The organism is Malaciobacter pacificus (genome assembly GCF_004214795.1).
GTDB lineage: Bacteria > Campylobacterota > Campylobacteria > Campylobacterales > Arcobacteraceae > Malaciobacter_A > Malaciobacter_A pacificus.
This window is the reverse complement of the sequence record NZ_CP035928.1, coordinates 2,446,609-2,471,950: the sequence shown is the minus strand read 5'-3', so window position 1 is coordinate 2,471,950 and position 25,342 is coordinate 2,446,609. Positions and strand designations below refer to the sequence as shown.

The following is a 25,342-nucleotide window of genomic DNA, read 5'->3' as shown; positions in this document are numbered from 1 at the left end:
AAGGAAACTACATCGTGTTCGGTTTTTTTAGAGCAAATGAAGAAAACTTTTACAATGAATTACTAAAAGATGAACTAGATGTAAATAAAATCAAGAAATTTATTTTAAGAGGAATTGATTTAAATAAAAAAGATGAAAAAGGAAGAACAATCCTTTTCTCTCTAGTTTCCAAAAGAAAAGTTGATTCAATTAGATATTTACTAAAATTTGATTTAGATATTAATAGTGAAGATAACTATGGTAAAACTGTATTAGATCATTGTATAGATAAATCTGATGGAATGATGATTAGGTTTTTATTAGAAAATGGAGCTAGTGTAAATAGATTTAACAGTTCTAATAGAACGCCTCTTCAAGACTGCGCACTAAACGGTAATTATAGAATTTTTGAAATTTTAATGAAATATAATCCTGACTTTACAATTTATGATGATTCAAAAAATCATATACTATTTGATGCAATAAAAGGTTCAAATATTGTTATATTAAAAGATATAGTAAATCATTTATCAAATTTAAATGTTTTAGATTCAAATAATCAAACAGCACTATTTGAAGCTGTTCTTTTAGAAAACCCAGAAATTGCTAAGTGTTTGATTTTAAATGGAATTAATGTTAATTTTATCGATAAAAATGGACAAAATGTCCTTTTTAATAGTGTTATTTTAGGTGAAAAAAATTTCGAAATAATCGAGCTTCTTATAAAAAAAGAGATAAATATAAATATTATAGACAATAATAATAAAAATATTTTAGATGAAATCCTGCATATCATTGATTTACAAAAACCAAGAAGAACAAAAAAAGGCAAATATAAATTAATAAAAGATAGTTATGATTACACAAAAATTGTGAAACTTCTAATAAGTAATGGTTTTGAGATAGACAAGGTTAATGATGAAAAGACTACCTTACAAATTGCTATTGAAAAAAAAGATTTAGAGAGTGCTAAGTTTTTAATTGAGTGTGGAGCAAATATAAACTATACAGATTTAGATGAAAGAACAATGTTATCAAAAGAGATTATTAAAGGATATGATAATTATTTGGTAATAGATTTTCTAATTGAAAATGGAATAGACCTTAATCATAAAGATATAGATGAAAAAACTGTAGTTGATGATTTAGTTGAATATATAGCCGTTGAACGAGGTTTTAAAGAAGCAGATAATACATATAAAATAAATTTTGTAAAAGATGGTAAATATGATGTTTTATTAAAAAAGGTCTTATCTAAAAAACCAAATATAGATGCAAAAAGATTAGATGGGAAAAATATACTTTTTGATTTAGTTTTATATAATGATTATGAAACTTTAAAAATATTAATAAATAGTGGAATCAATGTAAATATTAAAGACTCAAATGGAAATACCCCATTACATCATATGATTGAAGATGGGTTGAAAATTGATGATAATAAATTAAGAGATGAGTTTATAGAAAGGTTGATTTTTTTTCTTAAATTTAGAGTAAATGTTGATATTCAAGATAATGAAGGACGAACTGTTTTTCACAAATCAGTAATTGCAGATGATTTAAGAGTAACAGAAAAACTACTTACAAAAAAAGCTAATTTATCACTAAAAGATAAGCATGGTAGAACTGCTTTACATCATACCCAATGGAATGGAAGTTATAAAATTGCACGTTGGTTAATAGCTGCGGGGGCAGATATGAACATACCTGATAAATCAGGGTTTACATTATTAAATTATGCAGCTATTTTGGGACATATCAAATTAGTAATGACTCTAATTGCATCAGGGGTTCTTATGTACAATAAAAACCCAAAGAATAAGAAGGTTGCAAAGTTTTTTAAAGAGAAAGAACCTAACTTAAATGAGTTGTTAAAGAATAATATTAGTGATGATAAAATGCGAAAAGCATTAAATGATGTAGTAGAAAATTTAAGAAATGAAATAAATGAAGCTTTATAAGGATAAAAATGAAAAATAAATCAATAATAATTTTAGCTGCAGGTGCAGGTACCCGAATGAAATCAACAACTCCAAAGGTTTTACATAAAATCTCTGGAAAACCAATGCTTTATTACTCAATCAAAGAAGCTTTAGAGTTAAGTGATGATGTAACAGTTGTTTTATACCACCAAGCACAAAGAGTGCAAGAAGAGATGGAAAAGTATTTTGAAAATATTAATTATGTAATTCAAGACCACGAAAACTACCCAGGAACTGGTGGGGCAGTTATGAACATAATTCCAAAATATGAGAAAGTTTTAGTTTTAAATGGTGACATGCCTTTAATTCAAGCAGATGAGCTTAAAAAATTTGAGGTTGATGCAACTATTGTTATGTCAGTGCTTGAACTAGATAATGCAGATGGTTATGGAAGAGTTATAATTGAAAATGGTGAAGTTAAAAAAATCGTTGAGCAAAAAGATGCAAATGAATCTGAACTTGCTGTAACTACTGCAAATGCTGGTATTTATCAGTTTTGCTCAAAATTTTTATTAGAGTCTTTACCAAAACTTTCAAATGATAATGCACAAAAAGAGTACTACATAACAGATTTAGTTGAAATGGCTATAAATCAAGGACTAGGGCTAAAACCACTTACTGTAAATGAAGAGAACTTCAAAGGTGTAAACTCAAAATTAGACTTAAGTGAAGCAGAAGTAATTCACCAAAATAGAATTAAAAGAGAGTTTTTAAAGCAGGGTGTTATTATGAGGCTTCCTGATACTATTTATATAGAAGAGGGTGTACAGATTGAAGGTGAATCAATTTTGGAAAATGGTGTAACACTACTTGGAAACTCTAAAATTATAAATTCTCACATTAAAACAAATACTGTAGTTGAAGATGCAATTTTAATCGACTCTGATGCTGGACCAATGGCAAGAGTGCGACCAGGAAGTGAAATCAAAGATACTCATTTAGGAAATTTTGTTGAGACTAAAAAAGCAAAACTAACTGGTGTGAAAGCAGGACACTTAACTTATTTAGGTGATTGTGAAATTGATGAAGGTACAAATATTGGTTGTGGGACTATTACTTGTAACTACGATGGTGTTAATAAATACAAAACAATTATTGGTAAAAATGTTTTTGTAGGAAGTGATACTCAATTTGTAGCTCCTGTTAATATTGAAGATGATGTTATTATTGGTGCTGGGTCAACTGTAACAGGTGATGTTAAAACAGGTGAATTATACATAACTAGAGCAAAAGCAAAAAAAATAGATGGGTATTTTTATAAACATTTTGATAAAGCTGGAAAATAAAATAGATGTTATTAAAAGAAAAAAAAATACTTGTAGGAGTAACGGGTTCAATTGCTATTTATAAAGCTTTAGAATTAATTAGATTATATATAAAAGCAGGTGCAAAAGTTAAAGTTATTATGACTCCTGCTGCTTGTAAGTTTATAAATCCAATAACATTTGAAGCAATTTCCCAAAACAAAGTATTAGTTGAAGATAATGAAAACTGGGATAAATCACAAGACTATAATCATATTGATATAGGAAAATGGAGTGATTTATTTGTAATAGCCCCTGCTAGTGCTAATACAATTAACTCTATTGCAAATGGACTAGGTCATAACTTACTTCTTCAAACAGCACTTGCATATCCAAGGATGAAACTTATTGCTCCTGCAGCAAATACAAATATGATTAAAAATCCTATTACTCAATCTAGTTTAAAAATGCTAAAACTTTGTAACTATGAAATAGTTGATACAACATCAAAAGAGTTAGTATGTAAAGATGTTGGTGATGGAGCTATGGCTGAAGTTGAAGATATCTTTGATGCAACTTGTAAAGAGCTTTTAAAAGATGAATACTGGGTAAATAGAAAAGTTGTTTTAAGCGGTGGTGGAACAATTGAAAAAATTGATGATGTAAGATATATTTCAAATTTTTCATCAGGAAAAATGGCTTCAAGTTTAGCAAAAGCACTTTATTATAAAGGTGCAAATGTTTGTTTAGTTTCTACTAGAGGATATGAAAATTTACCTAAAGATATTCATATAATCAAAGTTCAAAGTAGTGCTGAAATGTATGAATATTTAGTTGATTCAATTAGAGTTGCTAAAAAAGGAATTTTAACAAAACCAACACTAATGGATGATAGTAAGCCTGAATTAATTCAAAAAAGACCATATTTGTTTATGGTTGCAGCAATTAGTGATTATGTACCATCTTTCCCTCAAGATGGAAAACTAAAAAAAGATATGATTGGCTCATCATGGAACTTAGAGTTGAAACAAAATATGGATATATTAGCTTGTTTAGATAAAAAAGATATTGTATCAATTGGTTTTAAAGCAGAGATGGATGAAGCAACTGCATTAAATAGTGCAACATCGATGATTGAGAGAAAAAAACTTGATGGTGTTTGTTTAAATATCCTAAATGAAACTAATAGTTTTGGAAGTGATAATAACAATATTGAATTAATATTAAAAAATAGTTCATATGAAATAACAGGACATAAACTAGATGTGTCCTTAAAAATTTTAGAAAATTTACAAAAAGAGTTTGGGCAATATGTATAATAATGAAGCACCAGTTCACATAGCTATGATTATGGATGGAAATGGTCGTTGGGCAAAAGAGAGAGGTTTAAAAAGAACTGCAGGTCATGAAAAAGGTGCAGAAGTCGTAAGAGATATTACAACTTATTGTGCAAAAATAGGAGTTAAATATCTTACTATGTATGCTTTTTCAACTGAAAATTGGAAAAGACCAAAACTTGAAGTAGATTATCTTATGAAACTTTTAGATAGGTATTTAAAAAAAGAGCTAGAAGTTTATATGAAAAATAATATAAGATTTAAAGCTATTGGAGATTTATCAAAGTTTTCAAAATCACTTCAAGAGAGAATATCAATCACTGAAAAACAAACAGAAAAAAACAGTGGACTTACTCAAGTCTTAGCATTAAATTATGGTTCAAAAGATGAAATTGTTAGAGCTGTAAAAAAATTAAATGAGCAAAATTTAGAAGTAAGTGAAGAGAATATTGAATCTTGTTTAGATACAGCAGGAATTCCTGATGTTGATATAATGATTAGAACAAGTGGAGAAGTTAGACTTTCAAACTATCTTCTGTGGCAAAATGCCTATGCTGAAATGTTTTTTACTCAGACATTATGGCCTGATTTTAATACCCTAGAATTAGATGACATTATAAGTGATTTTAATTCAAGAGAGAGAAGATTTGGAGCTGTTTAGTTTTTTATTTGGAGTTGTAATTGGGTCTTTTTTAAATGTATTAATATTAAGATTACCTCAAAATAAATCTGTAGTTCTACCAAGAAGTACTTGTCCTAAATGTAACCATATAATCTCGTGGTATTATAATATTCCTCTTTTATCATATCTTTTTTTAAAAGGGAAATGTGCTTATTGTAATGCAAAGATTTCTTTTCAATATTTTTTTGTAGAACTAATTAGTGGTATATTAACTTTCCTACTATTTTCTAAATTAGGAATAAGTACAGAGTTTTATTTTATGTGTTTACTTACTTATGTTTTAATTGTTTTATCATTTATAGATTTAAAATATAAGGCTGTTCCTGATTATTTATTATTGATTACTTTTATTGTTTCTTTTATGGCAACAACTTATGAAATATTAGAAGCATTCAAGTATGCGTTTTTATTTAGTGGAGCTTTAGTTTTACTAAATTTTATTATCACCTTTTATATACAAAATATAAAAGCAAAGATTTTAAAAGATGAAAGTTTAAAAGACCAAGAGGCTTTAGGTGAGGGTGATATTCCAATTATTGCAACAATTGGAGTGATTTTAGGGGTTCAAGGTGGACTTATTGCTATATTTTTGGCAGCTTTTTTTGCTATAATACCCTCTATTTATTCAAGTTTTGTAAAAAAAGATATCCAAACTCCATTTATACCTTATTTAGTTATGGGCTTTTTTACAGAGTACTTTTTTGATTTAGAGAGATTTTTAAAGGTTATTTATTGAAATTAAAACAATACTTATATTCACAATTAGCTATTACATTTTTCCCAATTTTTTTAGGGTTATATTTTATTACTTCTATTGTATTTTTGGTAAAAATAGCTTCACTTACATCAATTATTACAATAAACTTTTTTGAGTTATTTACTTTATACACTTATGTAATACCTCAAATTGTGTTTTATACAATGCCAATTTCCTTTTTTATAGCACTCGTTTTGACTTTATCAAAACTTGCAAGTGAGTATGAGTTAACAGTAATAACTTCTTTTGGTTTGAATCCAATTAAAATTTTAAAGATATTTTTTCCCATAACGCTTCTTTTAAGTATTACTCTTTTGGTTGTTTCTGTTGGATTAATCCCAAAAACTAAATTTTTAACAAAACAGTTTTTAGATTTAAAGAAAAAAGAAGCGAATTTTAATATTAAAGCAAGTCAATTTGGACAGAAATTTGGCGATTGGTTAATTTATATTAGTGAGGAACAAGATAGAGCTTATAGTGGAGTTAAGTTGTTTAAAACTGAAAATGAAAAAGACCAATTTATTTTATCTCAAAGTGCAGTTTTAAATAATGATAAAGGTGAATTAAGTTTTAAATTAAAAGAAGGGAAGGCCTTTTTTATTAATGATGAGGAACTTAATCAGGTAAATTTTGAATCAATGCATATAAATGATTCAATAGCTGATTCGAAGTTAGAAAATTTTAGTACAGTTTATGATTATTGGAAACTACAAATTAAAAGAGGAACTAATATTGATGATTTAACATTTTTTATATTAACTTCAATATTCCCTTTAATCTCTTTGTTCTTAGTAATTACTTTTGGATATTTTAATCCAAGATATGAAAAGAATAGAGCAGTTGCTTACTCTTTAATTTCTGTTGTTTTTTATTATATTTTAGTTAAATCAATTTCTGATAAGATTTTTTTACATGCATTATATATAATTCCAATTATTTGGGTATTTAGTACATATATTTTATATTCTAAGACAATCAAAAAAGAGTACTAGTTTAATGAACTTGAAATTTACTATTGCTTATGATGGAAGTATTTATCAAGGAAGTCAAAGACAACCAAATGGCAAGACTGTTGAAGATGAGTTTTTAAGGGCTTTTAAAAGACTAAATATTGATACTAAAATCATATTAAGCGGTAGAACTGATAAAGAGGTTCATGCTACAGGACAAGTTTTTAATTGTCAAATTCCAAAGCATTTTAATGATTTAAAGAAATTAAAAGAGATTGTAAACCATCAACTTCCAAGCACAGTAATGGTTAAACACATTTCAAATGTAAGTAGTGATTTTCATTCGAGGTTTCATGCTACAAAAAGAGTATATAGATATCTTTTGACTACTAAGTTAACAACACCTTTTAATGATAAATACATAACTTATGTACCAAATATAAATGAAGAGATAATTAAAGAAGCAATAAAAGAGTTTATTGGAGTTTTTGATTTCAAATATTTTCATAAAACGGGTAGCGATAAGGATATTACAGTTAGAGAAGTTTTTGATGCTTGTTTTTATAAATATAAAGATGTGTATGTTATGAAGTTTACAGCAAACTCATATTTAAGATCTCAAATAAGATTAATGGTTGGATTTTTATTAAATATATCAAGTGGAAAATTAACAATTGATGATTTAAAAAAACAATTAAGATTAAAAAAGCAAATCTTTAAAACTCCTGCAAAGCCAAACGGCCTATATCTTGCTAGAATAAAGTATTAAAGGATAAATTTGTTTTTTAATAAAAAGAAATTTTATACCTTAAGTGATATTAAAAATCAAATAGTATTTACACCTTTAATATTTGTTTTTTTCTTATTGATAGTCTCTTTTTTATTGATTTATATTTTCTTTTCTTATCAAAAGCAATCAAAAATAGAGTTTGTAAAACAGAATAATAACTTTATACAGCAAGATTTATTGAGAAATTATATTATAAATATAAAATATAATGCAAGTTCAAATTTTGATGATATTGAAATTGAGTTAAGTAACTCAATATCTGAAGTTATAGGATTTATTCATTCAAATGGTGTTAATACATATATTGATATAGAAATTATAAAAGGTTATTTACGTAAATTAGAGCATCAGTATAATATAGATTTTGTACTTTTTGACACTATTAATTATAAAGCAGTTTATGGTGACAATATAATACGAGAGTTAGAAAGCTTGATTAACTCTAAAATGCAAGTTAATAATTTTACTAATGAAATTTTACATTATATTGAATATATTGGTGATGATAATATTATGTATTGGCTAGATGTTGATAAAAGGGCTATTAAATTAAGTTTTTTTAGAAAGCTAAAAAATGTTTATTGGATGATTGGATCCTTTTCAAAAGTTGATGATATGAAAGCATTAACTTTAAAATCAATTATGGATTCAATTTATAATAAAAGTAAGTCAATGCAAGGGTCATATTTTTATTTTTATGATGAAGAGAATAAGAAGTTAGTAAATTTTGATAATAATGGTGAAATAAAAACTGTAGAAAAAAATGATTTAAAAAATTTTACTAAAGGTGATATTAGTCATACATTTAAGAAATATCGTTATGAAATATTTATTAAAAAATTAGATGATAGTTTAGAAATAGAAGAAATTAGTAATGAATTTAGTAAAAAGTTAATATTTGGATATTTAATTGTCTCTTTTGTGGCTCTTTTACTAATATTATCTGCAAATTTCTTTGGACGTTTTATTAATACTATTTTCAATAGATACAATAAAAGATTAGAGAGAAGAAACTTTCTTTTTAAAAAATGGAAAGAGAGATATGAATTAGCCATAATAGCATCTAATGACGGTTTGTGGGATATGAATTTAAATACAAAAGAGATATTTTTTTCAAAAAGATGGCTTGACATGCTTGGATATAAAAGAGGTGAAATTCGTAACTTTAATCAATGGCTCAATATTATCCATGAAGATGATAAACAAAATGTATTAAGAGAATATAGCAAACATATAGAAAAAAAGAGTCAACATTTTATTTGTGAATATAGAATAAAAGATAAAAAAGGTAACTATAAATGGGTACTTGTAAGGGGGAAAGAGTTTAATTCTAATAGAATGCTTATGATGTCAATGAATATTGATAAAAGGGTTCAATTAAGTAAAGAATTAAGAGAAGTTGAATCCTTAACTGAATTTGGAAGAATAGTAATCTTTAGATTAAACAATAATGATAATTTAAGTGTTAAATTTATATCAAAAAGTATAACTAGATACGATTATGAGGTTGAAGAGTTTGAAAGTGAAAAAAAGAGTTTTATAGATATCATTTATAAAGAAGATATATCTATATTTAAGAATAATATAGAAAAAGCAATCAAAGAGAATCAAAATTCATTTACGAATATTTTTAGAATATTAGATAATCAAAAACAGATAAAATGGGTTTATAATAGAACTATTTTGATTAAAGATGATTATGGAGAAGTTAGAAGTTTGTATGGATATCTAAATGATATTACAAAAATAAAAGCAAGTGAAGAAGAGTTAAAACAAAAAGTAAAAAAAGAAGTTGAAAAAAATCTGGAAATGGATAGATTATTAGTTCAGCAAAATAAATTAGCTTCAATGGGTGAAATGCTAGGTAATATTTCTCACCAGTGGAGACAGCCTTTAAATAATATTAGCTTAATAATTCACTTTTTAAGGGATAGCTATGGGATTCTTTCAAAAGATGAATTTATTGAAAATGTTAAGGATGCAAAACTTCAATTAGAGTTCATGTCACAAACAATTGATGATTTTAGAAATTTTTATAAGCCTTCAAAACAAATTATGGAATTTGATATAAAAGAGTCAATATTAAAAAGTTATAAAATAGTTGCTACTGCATTTGAACAAAATGATATGGAGTTTAAAATTGAATCTGAATCGATAATCATCAAAAATTATGAAAATGAATTTGAACAAGTTATTGTTAATATTTTAAGTAATGCAGTTGATGCTAGAAAAATTAAGATTAAAGAAAAAGAGTTTAAAGCTAAAGTAAATATTGATATAAAAAGAGTGGATAAAAAAGTAAAAATAACTATATTTAACAATTGTGGAAATATAGATGAAAATATTATTGATAGGATTTTTGAACCTTATTTCACAACTAAGTTTGAGAATCAAGGTACAGGAATAGGACTTTATATGACAAAACTAATAGTTGAAAAAAATATGAAAGGTCATATAGAAGTTGAAAATGTAGATGATGGAGTAGAGTTTAGAATCATTATATAAAATTAATAATGCAGTTTTTGATATAATTAATTCACAAAAAATGGAAAGATAAAAAATGGAAAATATATTTACAAGAGTTTTATTGGTTGAAGATGAAGATATCGCAAGAAAAACATTAGGGTTTTATCTAAATACAATCTTTGATGAGGTTGTTGTTGCTTGTGATGGAGAAGAGGGTTTTAATATCTTTGAAGAGAATCATGACAACAATACAAATTTTGATTTAGTTTTGACTGATTTAAAAATGCCAAATGTTGATGGTATGAGTATGATTGATAAAATTTTAGAGATTTTACCTAATCAAAGATTTATTATTGTGAGTGCACATAAAAATGAAGATGATTTACTTAAATTAATAAATCTTAGAGTTCTTGGTTATTTTGTTAAACCATTAAATATTGACACGATGATGGAATTATTACAAAAAGCAAAAGAAGAAGTTACAGAAGAAAAAGTAAAATCTCAAAAAAATAATAATTTACTTAAATTAAATAATACTTTTACATACGATTTAAATAGTGAGAATCTATATGAAAATAATTTAGTAGTAAAATTATCAAAAAAAGAATCAGATATTTTAGATGTTTTAATTAAAAATATTGGAAATTTAATTACTCTTGAAGAGTTTAAAAAAGAGGTTTGGGATGATTTATCTATTAGTGATTCATCTTTTAGAACGGTTATGAAAAGATTAAAAGATAAACTAAAAGAGGATGATTTTATTATCTCTCAAAAAGGTTTTGGTTACAAAATCGAGAAAACACTTTCAATGTAAACAAAAGAGATTAACTCTTTTGTTTTCTAACTCTATTTTTTTGTATTAAATATAATCCTGCTAAAATTCCAATTCCTATTAAGTATGAAATATAATGCGTTGGTAAACTTAAATACTCTTCCATAATTTTTGGTAAGAACATAAATGGAACAGGAACTAAGAATATAAATCTCTCTATAACATTTGTTTTTGTTATAAAGTATCCTTGTGTGAAACAAGAGAATGATACCATTCCTATAAATGCTGTTGTAAATATAATTAAAATTTCAACTGGATTAGTAATCCATATCCATCCACTTGGATTTGCAGGGTTTAATTCATCAACTCCTGAAATTAATAATAGCTCTGGATTAAAGAAGAACATGAACGGTAAAATTGCAGTTCGTATATCATATTTAAATCCTTGAATACCTGTTTTAATTGGATCTGCTTTTGCAATACCAGCAGCTGCATATGCTGCAAGTCCAACAGGTGGGGTGTCATCTGCTAGAATACCAAAGTAAAACACAAACAAGTGTGCAGCAATCGCTGGAATTAAATATCCATTATCACCTGCAAGCGTTAAAATAACAGGTGCAGTAAGTGATGCCATTACAATATAATTTGCAGTTGTTGGTAATCCCATTCCTAAGATAAGAGATATAATACCTGCTAAAATTAAGATTGCAAAGATATTTCCACCTGAAAGTGTTTCAACAACTTCAAGTAATACTTGACCAAGTCCAGTTAATGTAATACTTCCTACAACAATACCAGCAAGTGCTGTTGCAATAGCAATAGGAACCATATTTTTAGCACCACTTATCATACCTGCTAAAATATCAACAAATCCAGAAAGCCAAATCTCTTTAGTAATTTTTTCTTTTGCTAAAAAGGCTCTAAATGGATGTTGTACTACCATAAGAAGCATTAAAAGCATAATTGCATTAAAAGCTGCACTAGCAGCACTCTCTCTTAATACCATTAAAGTATAAAGTAAGAAGAAAATAGGAACTAAGTAATGAATACCTTGAACAAATGTTTTCCATTTTGGAGGTAAATCTTCATCATCCATACCTTTTAAACCTAATTTTAAAGCTTCTAAATGAACTATATAAAACAGTGCAAAATATGAAACAAATGCTGGAATAAATGCTGCAACTATTACATCAGTATACGCCATACCTAAAAACTCTGCAATAATAAATGCTGCTGCTCCCATAACTGGTGGCATTAATTGTCCATTAGTAGATGAAGCAACTTCTACTGCACCTGCTTGTTCGGGTCTAAATCCAGTTTTTTTCATTAATGGAATTGTAAATGTACCAGTTGTAACAGTATTTGCAATAGATGAACCTGACATAATACCTGTAAATCCAGAAGCTACAACAGAAGCTTTAGCTGGACCTCCTCTAAATTTACCAAGCATTGCAAATGCTAAATTGATAAAATATTCACCAGCACCTGCTTTATCTAAAAGTGAACCAAATAGTACAAATAGAAAAACAAAACCAGCTGATACTCCAAGGGGAACACCAAATATCCCTTCTGTTGTTAAGTACATATGTCCTGCAAGTTTATTTAAACTAGCACCTTTGTGAATAATAAGTTCAGGCATATAAGGACCTAAAAAGTCATATGCTAAAAATACGATGGCAATCAAACTTAATGCAAAACCTAAAACTCTTCTTCCTGCTTCAATTAGAATAATGATTGCTAAAATAGCCATTACAATATCAAATGTTGTATAATCACCTGGTCTTAAAGCTAAAGCCTCATAATTTACTGCTATGTAAGATGCAGTAATAATTCCAAGTGTCATAAATGCATAACCAAACCACCTAACTTTTTTTAAAAAGTACGGTTTTCTCATCATTGGGTAAATTAAAAATGCAAGAGCCATTGCAAATGTTAAGTGTACTGATCTACTAATTGTAGAATTAACAGGTTCTATTACTATATATAATTGGAACATTGACCAACATAGAGCAATAGTAGATATAATCCAAAACTCATAATGTTGCGAACCAAAAACTCTTTGTCCTTCAAGCTCATTTACAACAGCTTCAGTTTCATGAAGGGACTCTTGCTCAAGTTCGGACATTTTATGAGGTTTTTCTTCATAAATAGCCATATCTTTTCCTTTTGATTTTAAATGATTTCTCATAATTCATTTAATGAAAATTATTAAATGAATTATGAAAATAGAGTATATTCAAGGGAACCCCTTGAATATTAAGAAGTTTTAAATTATTTTAAAACACCAGCTTCTTGGAAGTATTTTTTAGCACCTTCATGTAAAGGAGCTGAAAGTCCATCTAATAAAGACTCTTTAGTAATATTACTATATGCTGGGTGTAATTTTTTGAAATCTTCAAAATTTTCTAAAATAGCTTTTACAACTGTATAAACAGCAGTTGTGCTAACATCATCACTTGTAACTAAAACTGCTTTAACACCAAATGTAGGAGTAGGGTTTTCATTTCCTTTGTAAATTCCTCCTGGTACATCAGCTTTTGCAAAGTATGGGTATTTTTTAATTAAACTATCAACATTTTCTCCAGCAATTGGAGTAATTTTCACATCAACTGAGTTTGAAGCATCTTTGATATTTGCAGTTGGGTGTCCTACCATATAGAAGTATCCATCAATTTTGTTATCTCTTAATGCATCAGGCATTTCTGAAGCTTTTAAAGCCCCTGCAAAAGATAAATCATCTTTTTTAATTCCACTTGCATCAAATAGTGTTAAAGCAGTTGCTTCATTTCCAGAACCTGGATTTCCTAAATTAATTCTTTTACCTTTTACATCAGTTAAAGCATTGATATTTGCATCTTTTCTAGTAACTAAAGTTAAAAGTTCAGGATAAATTGCCATAACAGATTTTAATTTTGGAACAGCCTTTCCATCAAATTTACCAGTTCCTTTGCTAGCTTGGTACACAACATCCGATTGTGCAATACCAAAATCTAATTCACCATTTTTAATTGTGTTAATATTGTATACTGAACCACCAGTTGATTCAACAGAACATCTAATTTTTGTTTCTTTTTTATATTTATTAACTAATCTACAAATAGCACCACCTGTTGGGTAGTAAGTTCCTGTAACTCCACCTGTACCAATTGTAATAAACTCTGCTGAAAATGCTGGAATTGATAATAGTCCAACTAGTGTTGCTGTAGCAATTTTTTTCATTTTTTCTCCTTTGGAATAAATAATTAACTATTAATTACATAAAAGTTATTTATGTATTAAAATTTATCATATAAAAGATTTAATCAAACTTAAAAAAAGCTAAATATTATAATTAGTATACATTTTAAAGTTTATTTTTTATTATTTGTCAATTTATTAAAAAATTGCTAATTTAATTAAAACTACTTGACAAATAAAGACTCAATAAGTTATAATTCTTTAGCAGTTTAAGATAATGAGTGCTAAAAAATATAAAATGGTTGTAAACATTATGGATAAAAAAGAGTTTTTATTACAGTCAATTATTAAAGCTTATATTGAGCATTTAGAACCAATTGGTTCAACTCAATTAAAATCTATGTATGATATAGCATATTCACCAGCCACTATTAGAGGTTACTTTAAAAAACTTGGTGATGAAGGATATCTTGCTCAAGAACATGTAAGTAGTGGAAGAACACCTACTAGTGAAGCTTTAAAACAATATTGGCAAACTAAACTTAATTTTAAACTTAAGGGAATTAATTTACGAGCATTACAATATTTTGCATCTGAAATTGGACTGTCGGTTTTTGTTAAAAAAGAGAAATCTGATGTTTTACTAAATATCATAAATGTAGAAAATAGATATATGATTTTAGAATTTACATCTTTTGCAGTTAGTATTAAATATACAAATGCATTACATAGATTTTTAAATGATATGATTAGTCTTAGTTTAAATGATATTTTAAAGATATCAAAAGATGTTGTAGCTTATGAACTTTATGAAGCTATTAGTAATAACATTCAAAACAATGACTTTGAAATATTTAATTATAAAGAGTTTTTAAATTTAGCATTAACTTATAATTTTGATGAGTTTACTATAAATAGATTCTTAAAAGGTCATATTTTAGATGATATAAAGGAAGGTTTATATTTTGAAAATTTATTGCCAGATGACTATTTAGGTATTTGTCATAATTGTATGATAAACAATGAAGATGTAAAAATGTTGGTTGTTGGACAGCTTTCAAAAAATTACGAATATTTTTATAGAAAAATTACATCATTTTAGGAGATTAGATGAGTGAAGAGACTAAAGAAGAGTTAAATCAAGAAGAAGTTGAAACAACACAAGAAACAGCTTCTAGTGAGAATATAGAAGAAAAAGAGTTAAGTGCTGAAGAAAAAATTGCAGCTTTAGAAGAACAGTTAAAAAATGAACAAGAGAAATATTTAAGAGTTCATGCTGATTTTGAAAATATTAAAAAAAGATTAGAAAAAGAGAAATATGCAGCAATTGATTATGCAAGTGAGAAATTTGCTAAGGATTTATTAATGCCTATTGATACACTTGAGATGGCACTAGCAGCTGAAGAAGCAGCTGATTTACCAGCTGAGGAGTTACTAGGAAAATTAAAAGAGGGTGTTGAATTAACTATCAAAAATTTCTATAGTGCTTTTGAAAAGCATAACATTTCAATTGTTGAAACAGATGGTGAATTTGATCCAAATATTCACAATGCAATTATGCAAGTTGATAGTGCTGATCATGAATCTGGGCAAATTGTTCAAGTGATGCAAAAAGGATATCTATTAAAAGATAGATTACTAAGACCAGCAATGGTTTCAATCGCTAATTAATTAGCTGACCGTAATGTCACAAAACTAAAAGATATAAACAAATTTAAATTAAATAAAAAATAAAAAACTGATAAGGAAGAAAAATGAGCAAAGTAATCGGAATTGACTTAGGTACAACAAACTCTTGTATGGCAGTATATGAGAATGGAGAAGCAAAAGTAATACCAAATAAAGAGGGTAAAAATACAACTCCTTCAATCGTAGCATTTACTGACAAAGGTGAAGTTTTAGTTGGTGATCCAGCAAAAAGACAAGCTATTACAAACCCTGAAAAAACTATTTATTCTGTAAAAAGAATTATGGGTTTAATGATGGATGAAGAGAATGCTAAAGAAGCACAAGAAAAAGTTGGATACAAAATTGTTGATAGAAACGGTGCAGCAGCAGTCGAGATTGGAGATAAAGTTTATACTCCACAAGAGATTTCTGCAAAAATCTTAGGAAAATTAAAAGCTGATGCAGAAGAGTATTTAGGAGCACCTGTTACTGATGCAGTAATTACAGTACCAGCTTACTTCAATGATGCACAAAGAAAAGCAACACAAGAAGCTGGAACAATTGCAGGTCTTAATGTACTTAGAATTATCAATGAGCCAACAGCAGCATCACTTGCATATGGTTTAGATAAAAAAGGTGAAGAAAAAGTTTTAGTATATGATTTAGGTGGTGGTACATTTGACGTTACTGTTTTAGAGATTGGTGATGGAACATTTGAAGTTCTTTCAACTGATGGTAATGCATTCTTAGGTGGAGATGATTTTGATAACGCTATTATTGATTGGTTAGCAAAAGAGTTCCAAAGCGAGAATGGTTTTGATATTAAAAATGATAAAATGGCATTACAAAGATTAAAAGATGCAGCTGAAAATGCTAAAAAAGAGTTATCTTCTGCTGAATCAACAGAAATCAACTTACCATTTATTTCAATGGGAAGTGCAGGACCTGTTCACTTAGTTAAATCATTAACAAGAGCTAAATTTGAATCAATGACTGAGCACTTAATTGCTGAGACTTTAGAGCACATCAAAACTGCTTTAAATGATGCTGATTTATCTAAAGATGAAATTCAAGAAGTTATCATGGTTGGTGGATCTACAAGATTACCAAAAGCAAACTCTGTTGTAAAAGATTTCTTTGGAAAAGATTTAAATAAAGGTGTAAACCCAGATGAAGTTGTTGCTGCTGGTGCTGCTGTTCAAGCTGGTGTATTAAAAGGTGATGTAAAAGATGTATTATTACTTGACGTTACTCCTTTATCATTAGGTATTGAAACTCTTGGTGGAGTTATGACTAGATTAATTGAAAAAGGAACTACTATTCCTGTTAAAAAATCTCAAGTATTCTCAACAGCTGAAGATAACCAACCTGCAGTATCTATTCACGTTGGTCAAGGTGAAAGAGAGTTTGCTAAAGATAACAAATCTTTAGGTATGTTTGAATTATCTGATATTCCTGCAGCTCCTAGAGGTGTTCCTCAAATTGAAGTAACATTTGATATTGATGCAAATGGTGTTTTAAATGTATCTGCAAAAGATAAAGGTACTGGAAAAGAGAATAAAATTACTATTTCTGGTTCATCTGGATTATCTGATGAAGAGATCGAAAAAATGGTACAAGAAGCAGAAGCTAATAAAGAAGCAGATGCTAAGAAAAAAGAAGTAATTGAAGTAAGAAACCAAGCTGATGCTTTATTACACTCAACTAGAAAAACTTTAGAAGAGAATGAATCTGCAGTTTCAGAAGAAGAGAAAAAAGCTATCATTGATGCAGCTGCTGAATTAGAAGAGATTCTAAAAGATGAAAATGCAACAAAAGAGCAAATTGAAGAGAAAGTTAAAGCTTTAACTGAAAAATCTCACAAATTAGCTGAAGCTATGTATGCTAAAGAGCAACAAGCAGGTGGTGCTGGTGCTCAACCAAACCAAAAAGCTAAAAAAGATGACGATGATGTTATCGATGCAGAAGTAGAGTAATCTCTACTTCATGCAAACTTTAGTTTTAATACTAATACTTTTTCTAATTTCTATATTTTCTGTACTACTTTATTTTAAAAGTAAAAATGGAAGATTAGAAAAATTACAAAATGGTGAATGCCCAACTTGTGGTGCTAAACCAAAGGTATTTACTGATAACTCTACAAATACAACTTTTAAACAAGATGTTATAAGCTCAAGAATACTTAAAAATCATGGTTGTTCTGGTGCAATTGATATGGAGTATAGCTGTAAAAATTGTGGTATGAAGGAAGTCCATTCTACTCCAAATAATTCATGTGGGATGTAATTACCAATCATTAACTTTTTATGTTTATAATCATTAAAAAATAAAGATTATAAAATGAAACTACTATTTAAAACAGTTCTAACATTATTTATCATTTTTACTACTATGCTTTTAATTATTAAGTTTAGTGGTTTATTAAGTGTTGAAGAGATAAAACAAATATTTACAAATTTAAAGTCACAACCCTCATATATATTAGGTTCGCTAATAGTAATACTACTATTTATAGATTTATTTATTGCTGTCCCAACAATGACAATAATTCTATTAGCAGGATACTTTATTGGTTTTGAATTGGCGTTATTTTATACATTTATAGGTCTTTTAAGTGCCTCTTTAACAGGTTATTTCTTATCGAAGAAATATGGAGAAAAAGTCTTAGATAAATTATCATCAAAAGAAAGTCAGAAACTTGAAATGAAAGAACTATTTAATAAACATGGTGTTTTAGTATTAGTTTTATCGCGTGCTGTACCGATGCTTCCTGAAGTATCTTCTTGTTTGGCAGGAGTTTGTAATATGAGTCTAAAAAGGTTTATAACTGCTTGGTTGATTGGTACTTTACCTTATATAACTGTAATTACATATGCAGGATCTATTAGTAATTTTGATAACCCAATACCTGCTATTATTGCTGCAGTTTCTATAACAATTCTACTTTGGATTATGTGGTTTATTTTTATAAAAATAGATAGAATCAGAAATAGGTGTTGTTAAGAACAACACCCATTTCCACAGCAGTTATCTCTTGCTTCAGTATAAAATGAAATTACAAAATTGTTATACATTTCTTGAACTTCAAATTCATGTTTTTTACAAAATTCATTATTCATTTTATCTTTCATTTCGATTGCTTTTAATAAAGCATCATCTTTAGATTCAAATTGCAAATTAGCTTGTAAATTACTTCTTTTAAAACAACCGCATTGGTTTTGAACCACTACTTTGTACATAAAAATCCTTTTAATAATTGTTTGTATTTGAAGTGAAAGAATATCAAAATTTTCATTAAAGCGTTTTAAGAAGAAAATATAGATAAAATGTTACTAATTTAAGATAAGGAAAATAATGCATATTACTAATATCATCTCTCAATATTTTGGAAAGTTCGCCTCAAAAGAGTTTCCTCCATTTTTTCAAAGAATTGTAAATAACAGTTATGCAAAACTTATGAAGCTAGATTTAAAAGAGTTTAAAAAAGCAAAATTTTATAAATCATTAAATGCTTTATTTACAAGAGAGCTTATAATTCAAAGGGAATTTGATAAAGATGAAAAAATAATCATTTCACCAACAGATAGTTTAATTACACAGTGTGGAAAGATTGAAAAAGATATTGCCTTACAAATTAAGGGTATGGAGTATAGTGTTGAAGAGCTATTAACTTATTATTGTAAAGATAATTATGAAAGAGTTAAAAATGGTGAGTTTATGAATTTTTATCTTTCACCAAAGGATTATCACAGATACCATGCACCAAGTGATTTTATACTAAAAAAACTTATTCATGTCCCAGGGAAACTTTATCCCGTAAATTTAAAATATTTAAATAAAGAGCTTGATTTATTTGTTCAAAATGAAAGAGTTATTTTAGAGTGTGAACAGGAAGGAAAACTATTTTATTTAGTTTATGTTGGGGCTTTAAATGTTGGTCAAATGGTTTTTGAATTTGAACCAAGAGTTGAAACAAATATCGATACAGCTGAAATAAAAGTATATGAATATGATAATATTGAAATATCAAAAGGTGAATGTATGGGATATTTCAAAATGGGTTCAACGGTTGTAATGATTTGGGAAAAAGATATTATTGATTTAGATAATTTGCTAAATCAAGACGTTAAATTTGGTCAAAAAATAGCTGAATATAAATAAAAATTATTTTTTTAGAAATTTCATAAAATTTTTGATAGAATAAATAACAGCTTTAAAATTGGAAAAGTAATGAATAATAAGATATTTATAAAAATAGCCTGGATGTTTATCCTTGGACTATTAGCTTACCTTCTTTTTGTTGTATTTTATCTATCACCAAAAGTGAATAGTTATTTAAGTGAAACAGAGGTTCAAAATGCAAGATCACAATATAATAAACTAGTTACAATAATAAATAATAAATCTAGAACTCTAAAAGAGGACTATTTAGAAAAATTTACAGATAATATGAGAATTCTTCTTTCTAGTGTTACTCTTGGAAAAAGTGGTTTTATTTATGTTTTTAATTCTCAAGGTCAAGTTATAATTGACCCAAGTGGAGAGTTTGAATCTCAAGATTTATCAAAATTAATCTTACCAAGTACAAATAATAAACTTTTAATTGATGAAATTAAAAATGCACATGCATCAAGACAAGCATTTGAATATAATTGGAATAAAGTTTATGACCCATATAACTACAGTTATAAAAAAATTTCATGGGTGGAATATAATAAAAAGCTAGATTGGTATATTGTTTCATCGATATATAAAGAGGATTTTAAAAGTTTTGTTGATGGAACTAATGGTTTAATTTTAAATATTTCAATGCTTCTGTTTGGTATTTTATCAGTAATTGCATTGTTTATTGGAATAAAAGTAATAGTTCCTTTAAATAGAATGTTCCAAAATGTTCAAAAAGTAAATCCTACAAGTATTAATAACATTGACTCAAGTATTAAGTCAAAAGATGAGATAGGATTTTTAGCTAGTCAATTTAACTCTTTATTAGACCAAGTTGAAGCTAATAAGCATAATATTGATGAACAAGTTGAAAGTAAAACAAAAGAGATTGAAAATAAACTTTATTATGACCAATTAACTAATCTTAAAAATAGAACAGCATTAAAAGATGAAATTAAAGAGAATGATTTTGTATCAATTGCATTAATTGATATTGATGCATTTGATGATATTAATGAGTTATATGGGTTCTCAACTGGAAATTTAGTTTTAATTGAAACAGCAAAAATGTTAAGTGAATTTGCGAATAAACACAGCGTTGCAGTACATAGAATTTATGGGAATGTTTTTGCTTTAGTTGATAAGAAAATGATGGGCTTCTCAAGATATAATGAGTTTATTGAAGATTTATCAAAACTATTTAAAAATAACCCCGTTTTATTAAAAGATTTAGATTTAGAAATTAGTATTAATATTACATTAGGAATATCTATTGCACAAGATGAGCCTTTAAAAACAGCAGGGATTGCACTTAAAAAAGCCAAGAAAAATAATATGCCTTATTTTGTATATAATAATGAAATAGATACAAAAGAGATTATTAAAAAGTCTATGTATTGGAGAGAAAAAATAAAGCTTGCCTTACAAAATGATAAGGTTCTGCCTTTTTACCAACCAATTCTTAATAGACAAAAAGAGATTGTTAAATATGAAACTTTGATGAGAATAGAGGATATTGATGAAAATGGACAAACTGTTTATCTCTCACCTTATTTCTTTTTTGATGTAGCAATTAAAACAAAACAATACTTATCTTTGTCAAATGTTGTCATTTCTAAAGCTTTTGCAGATTTACAAAAAACAGAAAAGATGATTACTTTAAATCTTAGTTTTAAAGATATAATGGATTCTGATTTTAATGAGTCTTTAAATAAGCACTTAGATAAAGTAGATAGTGATGCAAAAGAGAGAATAGTTTTTGAAATTTTAGAAAGTGATTATATAACAGATTATAGAATTCTTGAAGAGTTTATAAAAACATATAGAAGCCAAGGAATTAAAATCGCTATTGATGATTTTGGAACAGGTTATTCAAACTTTGCACACATATTAAAAATTAGACCTGATTATATAAAAATTGATGGTTCTTTGATTAAAAATATTAATGAAGATAAAAACTCTTATGAAATGGTGAAGTCAATTATTGATTTTACAAAAGCTTTAAATATTAGAGTAGTTGCAGAATTTATTCATAATGAAGAGGTATTTAATACTGTAATGGAATTAGGAGTAGATGAATTCCAAGGTTTTTATTTAGGAGAACCTAGTCCAAATCTTGAATAATTTTAATTAAACAAAAGTTTATTTTTGTAAAATTAAATAAGTTAAAAAATAAGGATATAAAATGTCAACAATTACTGAATTAGGTACATTACCATTAGCTGGTACAAAAAAAGGGAAAATTTCAATTTCAAATGTAACTGAGCCTTATGGAAAAGATACTCCAGATATTGTAAGTATTGGAATTTCTTTAAATGGGCAAGATATTCAATGGAAATCTCATATTCCATATGAGAATTTAGATGAAGTAATTGAAATACTTCAAAAAGCAAGTGACGCTAAAAAAGACTAATTTTTACTGAAGCTTATTTTTAAGCTTCAGCTTTCTAACTTTTACTACAATTTTTTTTCTTATCTTCAATTTTTGTGATATAATTTTTATTTTTAAGGATTTAAAATGTCTAAAAAGACTATTGTTGGACGGAAAGAAATTATATCTATTCTGGATCTAGAGTTATTTGACTTAGATGCTAAAGTGGATACTGGCGCAGACTCAAATGCATTACATTGTGATGATATTTATATTGATGATGATAATTTTGTACATTTTGTTTTATTAGATGAAGTTCACCCTTCATATCATGGTAAAAAAATGAAACTACCATTACATGAAATAAAAAGAGTAAAGAGTTCAAATGGTTTGATTCAAGAAAGAGCCTCAATAAAAGTAAAAGTAAAGTTTTTTGGGAAAGAGTATGACTCTATCATATCATTAACTGATAGGTCAGATATGAAGTTTCCAATGTTAATAGGAAGAAAGTTTTTATCAAGAAGATTTTTAGTTGATGTATCAAAAGAGTATTTATCAAAAGAAGAGAAGTAATTATGAGAGTTTATATATTATCAAGAAATGCAAGTTTATATTCTACAAGTAGATTAGTTGAAGCAGGTAAGCAAAGAGGTTGGGAAATTAGAGTAATTGATTATTTAAAATGTAGTATTGAAATTATGAAAAATGAGTTAAAAATCAATTACCGAGGTGAAGAATTACCAACTCCTGATGCAATTATTCCAAGAATTGGCGCAAGCAGAACATTCTATGGAACAGCAATGGTGAGACACTTTGAAATGATGGATGTATTTACTGTTACTGGAAGTTTAGCAATAAAAAGAAGTAGAGATAAATTAAGAAGTTTACAAATTCTTTCAAAACAAGGTGTAGATATGCCTAAGACTGTATTTGCTTCAAATAAATCTAGTGCAAAAGATGTTATTGAATTAAGTGGTGGAGCTCCTTTAGTTCTTAAAATCTTAGAAGGAACACAAGGCGTTGGAGTTGTTTTAGTTGATAGTGAAAAAGCAGCTAAATCAGTTTTAGATGCATTTTATGGTATGGATGTAAACTTATTAGTTCAAGAATATATTGAAGAAGCAGGTGGTGCTGATATTAGAGCATTCGTTGTAAATGGAGAAGTTGTTGGAGCTATGAAAAGACAAGGTGCAGAGGGTGATTTTAGGTCAAACCTTCACCAAGGTGGAAGTGCAACTGCTTATAAATTAACTAGAAAAGAAAAATCAACAGCATTAGCAGCAGCTAAAGCTATGGGACTAGGTGTTTGTGGAGTTGATATGATTCCTTCAAGTAGAGGGCCTCTTGTAATGGAAGTTAACTCAAGTCCAGGATTAGAAGGTATTGAAAAATCAACAGGAATTGATATTGCATCAAAAATAATGGATTATATTGAGCAAAATGTAACTCACCCGCATGAAGAAGAACCAAAAAGAAAAAGAAGAATAAGAAAAGATAATATTGGAGCCTAAGTTGATAGATAACAAATATGTTTTTGGAGGAGTTGAAGTTCAAAAAGGTCAAAAAGTTACCATAAACCTTGAGCTTCCAAAACTATATAGTACTCCTACAAAATTACCTATTAGAGTAATAAGAGGTAAAAAAGATGGTCCAATGGTATTTATTAGTGCTGCAATTCATGGGGATGAATTAAATGGTATTGAAATCATTAGACGCTTAAGAAAATTAAATATTTTAAATCGACTAAAAGGTACAATAGTTTTAGTTCCTATTGTAAATGTATATGGAATTATGACCTTATCTAGATATCTACCAGATAGAAGAGACTTAAATAGAAGTTTTCCAGGAAGTACAAAAGGTTCATTAGCTAGTAGAATTGCTAAAATCTTTTTTGATGAAGTTTTAGTTAAATGTGATTTAGGAATAGATTTGCACACAGGTGCTATTCATAGGTCAAACTTGCCTCAGGTTAGAACTAATATTAAAGATGAAAGAGCATTTGCTTTAGCAAAAGCCTTTGAAGCGCCAATCGTATTACACTCTGATTTAAGAGATGGTTCATTAAGAGCTAGTGCACTTGAGAATGATACTCCTGTATTATTATATGAAGCAGGGGAAGCTTTAAGATTTGATGAAAAATCAATTAGAATAGGTGTAAAAGGAATAGTAAATGTTCTAAGAGAGTTTGATATGCTTCCAAAAATGACTAAAAAAAGAGCATATAAAACTCCAATTGTCTCAAGAAATAGTAACTGGATTAGAGCAAATGGAAGCGGGATGTTAAGAACGGTTAAAGCCTTAGGTGATACTGTAACTCAAGGTGAAATAATTGCATATATTGATGAACCTCTTGATGATGATAGTTTAGAGATAAAAGCAACTTTTGATGGTGTAATTATTGGAAAGTCTCAAATTCCATTAGTTCAAGAGGGTGATGCCGTTTTTCATATTGCTAAATTAAAAGATTTAGAAGTTGCCGAAAATAAAATAGAGTATTTTAGTGAAGATGCAATTGAACAAAGTGAGTTTGTAGAGTTAAACAATGAAGAGGTTATTGAGTAGTTATTTATACTCAATTGTCTCTCTTAATTCTTGTTGCCATAAAGCCATTCCACCCAATAAGTGAGCAGTATGTTTATATCCTTGCTCAATTAAAAAGTTTCCTACATTTCTTGTCCTATTTGCATGGGCACAAATAAGAACAAAAGTTTGGTCTTTTGAAGTAACAAGTTTTTCAAATTCACTCATCCATTTATCGATATCATATTGCCCATATTCATCAAAAAAAGTTAGTAGATGTGCATTTTTAATTACACCTGTTCTTCTAAATTCATCTTCTCTTCTTATATCAATCATTACAATATTATCATCAATCATTTTTTCTACAATAACTGGTTTTAAATCTGCTAATTGGTTCATTATAAATCCTTTGAAGAGATTTTATCATCTAAATATATAATAAATTCTTATATATTAAATAAAATTACTAATTATAATAGTGTA

Annotated in this window: 24 protein-coding genes; 20 read left to right on the top strand and 4 right to left on the bottom strand. The window is 27.6% G+C overall.

The window, feature by feature from the left end:
* Positions 1 to 14: 14 nt before the first annotated feature.
* From APAC_RS12280 to APAC_RS12240, 9 genes are read left to right on the top strand one after another with little or no spacing between them, the layout of a single operon-like run.
* Positions 15 to 1,940, top strand: coding sequence for an ankyrin repeat domain-containing protein (locus APAC_RS12280; RefSeq protein WP_130234384.1), 1,926 nt, complete (start codon positions 15 to 17; stop codon positions 1,938 to 1,940).
* Positions 1,941 to 1,948: 8 nt separating this feature from the next.
* Positions 1,949 to 3,247, top strand: coding sequence for a bifunctional UDP-N-acetylglucosamine diphosphorylase/glucosamine-1-phosphate N-acetyltransferase GlmU (glmU, locus tag APAC_RS12275; RefSeq protein WP_130234383.1), 1,299 nt, complete (start codon positions 1,949 to 1,951; stop codon positions 3,245 to 3,247).
* Positions 3,248 to 3,252: 5 nt separating this feature from the next.
* Positions 3,253 to 4,524, top strand: a complete 1,272-nt coding sequence (gene coaBC / locus APAC_RS12270; protein ID WP_130234382.1) for a bifunctional phosphopantothenoylcysteine decarboxylase/phosphopantothenate--cysteine ligase CoaBC — start codon at positions 3,253 to 3,255, stop codon at positions 4,522 to 4,524.
* The gene (locus APAC_RS12265; protein WP_130234381.1) at positions 4,517 to 5,203 is read left to right on the top strand and encodes a di-trans,poly-cis-decaprenylcistransferase; all 687 of its coding nucleotides are present in this window, start codon (positions 4,517 to 4,519) and stop codon (positions 5,201 to 5,203) included. Before coaBC ends, APAC_RS12265 begins: the two co-directional genes overlap by 8 nt.
* Positions 5,190 to 5,960, top strand: coding sequence for a prepilin peptidase (locus tag APAC_RS12260; protein WP_130234380.1), 771 nt, complete (start codon positions 5,190 to 5,192; stop codon positions 5,958 to 5,960). Before APAC_RS12265 ends, APAC_RS12260 begins: the two co-directional genes overlap by 14 nt.
* Positions 5,957 to 6,973, top strand: a complete 1,017-nt coding sequence (locus APAC_RS12255) for an LptF/LptG family permease (protein ID WP_130234379.1) — start codon at positions 5,957 to 5,959, stop codon at positions 6,971 to 6,973. The genes APAC_RS12260 and APAC_RS12255 overlap by 4 nt, the downstream gene beginning before the upstream one ends.
* A 4-nt stretch (positions 6,974 to 6,977) precedes the next feature.
* Positions 6,978 to 7,700 carry a tRNA pseudouridine(38-40) synthase TruA gene (gene truA, locus APAC_RS12250; RefSeq protein ID WP_130234378.1) on the top strand — a complete coding sequence of 241 codons (723 nt, stop codon included), beginning with the start codon at positions 6,978 to 6,980 and terminating at the stop codon, positions 7,698 to 7,700.
* A 9-nt stretch (positions 7,701 to 7,709) separates the two neighbouring features.
* The gene (locus tag APAC_RS12245) at positions 7,710 to 10,226 is read left to right on the top strand and encodes a PAS domain-containing sensor histidine kinase (protein WP_130234377.1); all 2,517 of its coding nucleotides are present in this window, start codon (positions 7,710 to 7,712) and stop codon (positions 10,224 to 10,226) included.
* Positions 10,227 to 10,281: 55 nt separating this feature from the next.
* Complete coding sequence (locus tag APAC_RS12240; protein ID WP_130234376.1) at positions 10,282 to 11,001, top strand: response regulator transcription factor; 720 nt, start codon at positions 10,282 to 10,284, stop codon at positions 10,999 to 11,001.
* Positions 11,002 to 11,011: 10 nt separating this feature from the next.
* On the opposite strand, the gene APAC_RS12235 is transcribed toward APAC_RS12240, so the two are convergent.
* The gene (locus APAC_RS12235; protein WP_130234375.1) at positions 11,012 to 13,114 is read right to left on the bottom strand and encodes a TRAP transporter permease; all 2,103 of its coding nucleotides are present in this window, start codon (positions 13,112 to 13,114) and stop codon (positions 11,012 to 11,014) included.
* A 116-nt stretch (positions 13,115 to 13,230) separates the two neighbouring features.
* Positions 13,231 to 14,178: a TAXI family TRAP transporter solute-binding subunit gene (locus tag APAC_RS12230; RefSeq protein WP_130234374.1), complete on the bottom strand. Its 948-nt coding sequence runs from the start codon at positions 14,176 to 14,178 to the stop codon at positions 13,231 to 13,233.
* 235 nt (positions 14,179 to 14,413) lie between these two features.
* Between APAC_RS12230 and APAC_RS12225 the strand changes: the two genes are divergently transcribed.
* The 5 genes from APAC_RS12225 to APAC_RS12205 all read left to right on the top strand — a co-directional run bounded on the left by APAC_RS12225 (position 14,414) and on the right by APAC_RS12205 (position 18,807).
* Positions 14,414 to 15,238: a heat-shock protein gene (locus APAC_RS12225; protein WP_228255922.1), complete on the top strand. Its 825-nt coding sequence runs from the start codon at positions 14,414 to 14,416 to the stop codon at positions 15,236 to 15,238.
* An 8-nt stretch (positions 15,239 to 15,246) separates the two neighbouring features.
* Positions 15,247 to 15,807 (top strand): nucleotide exchange factor GrpE, encoded by a 561-nt coding sequence (gene grpE / locus APAC_RS12220; protein ID WP_130234373.1) that lies wholly within the window; start codon positions 15,247 to 15,249, stop codon positions 15,805 to 15,807.
* Positions 15,808 to 15,890: 83 nt separating this feature from the next.
* A complete protein-coding gene (gene dnaK, locus APAC_RS12215; RefSeq protein WP_130234372.1) occupies positions 15,891 to 17,780 on the top strand; it encodes a molecular chaperone DnaK in 1,890 nt (629 codons plus the stop codon).
* Between the two features lie 10 nt (positions 17,781 to 17,790).
* Complete coding sequence (locus tag APAC_RS12210) at positions 17,791 to 18,090, top strand: hypothetical protein (protein WP_130234371.1); 300 nt, start codon at positions 17,791 to 17,793, stop codon at positions 18,088 to 18,090.
* A 54-nt stretch (positions 18,091 to 18,144) separates the two neighbouring features.
* Positions 18,145 to 18,807: a TVP38/TMEM64 family protein gene (locus tag APAC_RS12205; protein WP_130234370.1), complete on the top strand. Its 663-nt coding sequence runs from the start codon at positions 18,145 to 18,147 to the stop codon at positions 18,805 to 18,807.
* Here APAC_RS12205 and APAC_RS12200 read toward each other — a convergent pair.
* Positions 18,804 to 19,043: a hypothetical protein gene (locus APAC_RS12200; protein ID WP_130234369.1), complete on the bottom strand. Its 240-nt coding sequence runs from the start codon at positions 19,041 to 19,043 to the stop codon at positions 18,804 to 18,806. The two genes, APAC_RS12205 and APAC_RS12200, sit on opposite strands and share 4 nt — an antisense overlap.
* Before the next feature lie 115 nt (positions 19,044 to 19,158).
* Here APAC_RS12200 and APAC_RS12195 point away from each other — a divergent pair, with 115 nt between their 5' ends.
* The 6 genes from APAC_RS12195 (at position 19,159) to APAC_RS12170 (ending at position 24,901) form a co-directional block, all read left to right on the top strand.
* Entirely contained in the window at positions 19,159 to 19,965 is an 807-nt protein-coding gene (locus APAC_RS12195) for a phosphatidylserine decarboxylase (RefSeq protein ID WP_130234368.1), read from the top strand.
* Positions 19,966 to 20,034: 69 nt separating this feature from the next.
* A complete protein-coding gene (locus APAC_RS12190) occupies positions 20,035 to 22,092 on the top strand; it encodes a sensor domain-containing phosphodiesterase (RefSeq protein ID WP_130234367.1) in 2,058 nt (685 codons plus the stop codon).
* A gap of 61 nt (positions 22,093 to 22,153) precedes the next feature.
* Positions 22,154 to 22,381 (top strand): hypothetical protein, encoded by a 228-nt coding sequence (locus APAC_RS12185; RefSeq protein ID WP_130234366.1) that lies wholly within the window; start codon positions 22,154 to 22,156, stop codon positions 22,379 to 22,381.
* A 105-nt stretch (positions 22,382 to 22,486) separates the two neighbouring features.
* The gene (locus APAC_RS12180) at positions 22,487 to 22,912 is read left to right on the top strand and encodes an ATP-dependent zinc protease family protein (RefSeq protein WP_130234365.1); all 426 of its coding nucleotides are present in this window, start codon (positions 22,487 to 22,489) and stop codon (positions 22,910 to 22,912) included.
* Between the two features lie 2 nt (positions 22,913 to 22,914).
* On the top strand, positions 22,915 to 23,850 hold the full coding sequence (rimK, locus tag APAC_RS12175; RefSeq protein WP_130234364.1) for a 30S ribosomal protein S6--L-glutamate ligase: 936 nt from the start codon (positions 22,915 to 22,917) through the stop codon (positions 23,848 to 23,850).
* A 1-nt stretch (position 23,851) separates the two neighbouring features.
* On the top strand, positions 23,852 to 24,901 hold the full coding sequence (locus tag APAC_RS12170) for a succinylglutamate desuccinylase/aspartoacylase family protein (protein ID WP_228255921.1): 1,050 nt from the start codon (positions 23,852 to 23,854) through the stop codon (positions 24,899 to 24,901).
* Here the strand turns inward: APAC_RS12170 and APAC_RS12165 are convergent, their stop codons facing one another.
* A complete protein-coding gene (locus APAC_RS12165) occupies positions 24,902 to 25,258 on the bottom strand; it encodes a rhodanese-like domain-containing protein (protein WP_130234363.1) in 357 nt (118 codons plus the stop codon). It abuts the gene before it with no gap.
* Positions 25,259 to 25,342: the final 84 nt, after the last annotated feature.

Coding starts and splice junctions, on each gene's coding strand:
- glmU (WP_130234383.1), top strand. CDS start 1,949: ATGAAAAATAAATCAATAATAATTTTAGCTGCAGGTGCAGGTACCCGA.
- coaBC (WP_130234382.1), top strand. CDS start 3,253: ATGTTATTAAAAGAAAAAAAAATACTTGTAGGAGTAACGGGTTCAATT.
- APAC_RS12265 (WP_130234381.1), top strand. CDS start 4,517: ATGTATAATAATGAAGCACCAGTTCACATAGCTATGATTATGGATGGA.
- truA (WP_130234378.1), top strand. CDS start 6,978: ATGAACTTGAAATTTACTATTGCTTATGATGGAAGTATTTATCAAGGA.
- APAC_RS12240 (WP_130234376.1), top strand. CDS start 10,282: ATGGAAAATATATTTACAAGAGTTTTATTGGTTGAAGATGAAGATATC.
- APAC_RS12235 (WP_130234375.1), bottom strand. CDS start 13,114: ATGGCTATTTATGAAGAAAAACCTCATAAAATGTCCGAACTTGAGCAA.
- APAC_RS12230 (WP_130234374.1), bottom strand. CDS start 14,178: ATGAAAAAAATTGCTACAGCAACACTAGTTGGACTATTATCAATTCCA.
- APAC_RS12225 (WP_228255922.1), top strand. CDS start 14,414: ATGAGTGCTAAAAAATATAAAATGGTTGTAAACATTATGGATAAAAAA.
- grpE (WP_130234373.1), top strand. CDS start 15,247: ATGAGTGAAGAGACTAAAGAAGAGTTAAATCAAGAAGAAGTTGAAACA.
- dnaK (WP_130234372.1), top strand. CDS start 15,891: ATGAGCAAAGTAATCGGAATTGACTTAGGTACAACAAACTCTTGTATG.
- APAC_RS12210 (WP_130234371.1), top strand. CDS start 17,791: ATGCAAACTTTAGTTTTAATACTAATACTTTTTCTAATTTCTATATTT.
- APAC_RS12205 (WP_130234370.1), top strand. CDS start 18,145: ATGAAACTACTATTTAAAACAGTTCTAACATTATTTATCATTTTTACT.
- APAC_RS12200 (WP_130234369.1), bottom strand. CDS start 19,043: ATGTACAAAGTAGTGGTTCAAAACCAATGCGGTTGTTTTAAAAGAAGT.
- APAC_RS12195 (WP_130234368.1), top strand. CDS start 19,159: ATGCATATTACTAATATCATCTCTCAATATTTTGGAAAGTTCGCCTCA.
- APAC_RS12190 (WP_130234367.1), top strand. CDS start 20,035: ATGAATAATAAGATATTTATAAAAATAGCCTGGATGTTTATCCTTGGA.
- APAC_RS12185 (WP_130234366.1), top strand. CDS start 22,154: ATGTCAACAATTACTGAATTAGGTACATTACCATTAGCTGGTACAAAA.
- APAC_RS12180 (WP_130234365.1), top strand. CDS start 22,487: ATGTCTAAAAAGACTATTGTTGGACGGAAAGAAATTATATCTATTCTG.
- rimK (WP_130234364.1), top strand. CDS start 22,915: ATGAGAGTTTATATATTATCAAGAAATGCAAGTTTATATTCTACAAGT.
- APAC_RS12165 (WP_130234363.1), bottom strand. CDS start 25,258: ATGAACCAATTAGCAGATTTAAAACCAGTTATTGTAGAAAAAATGATT.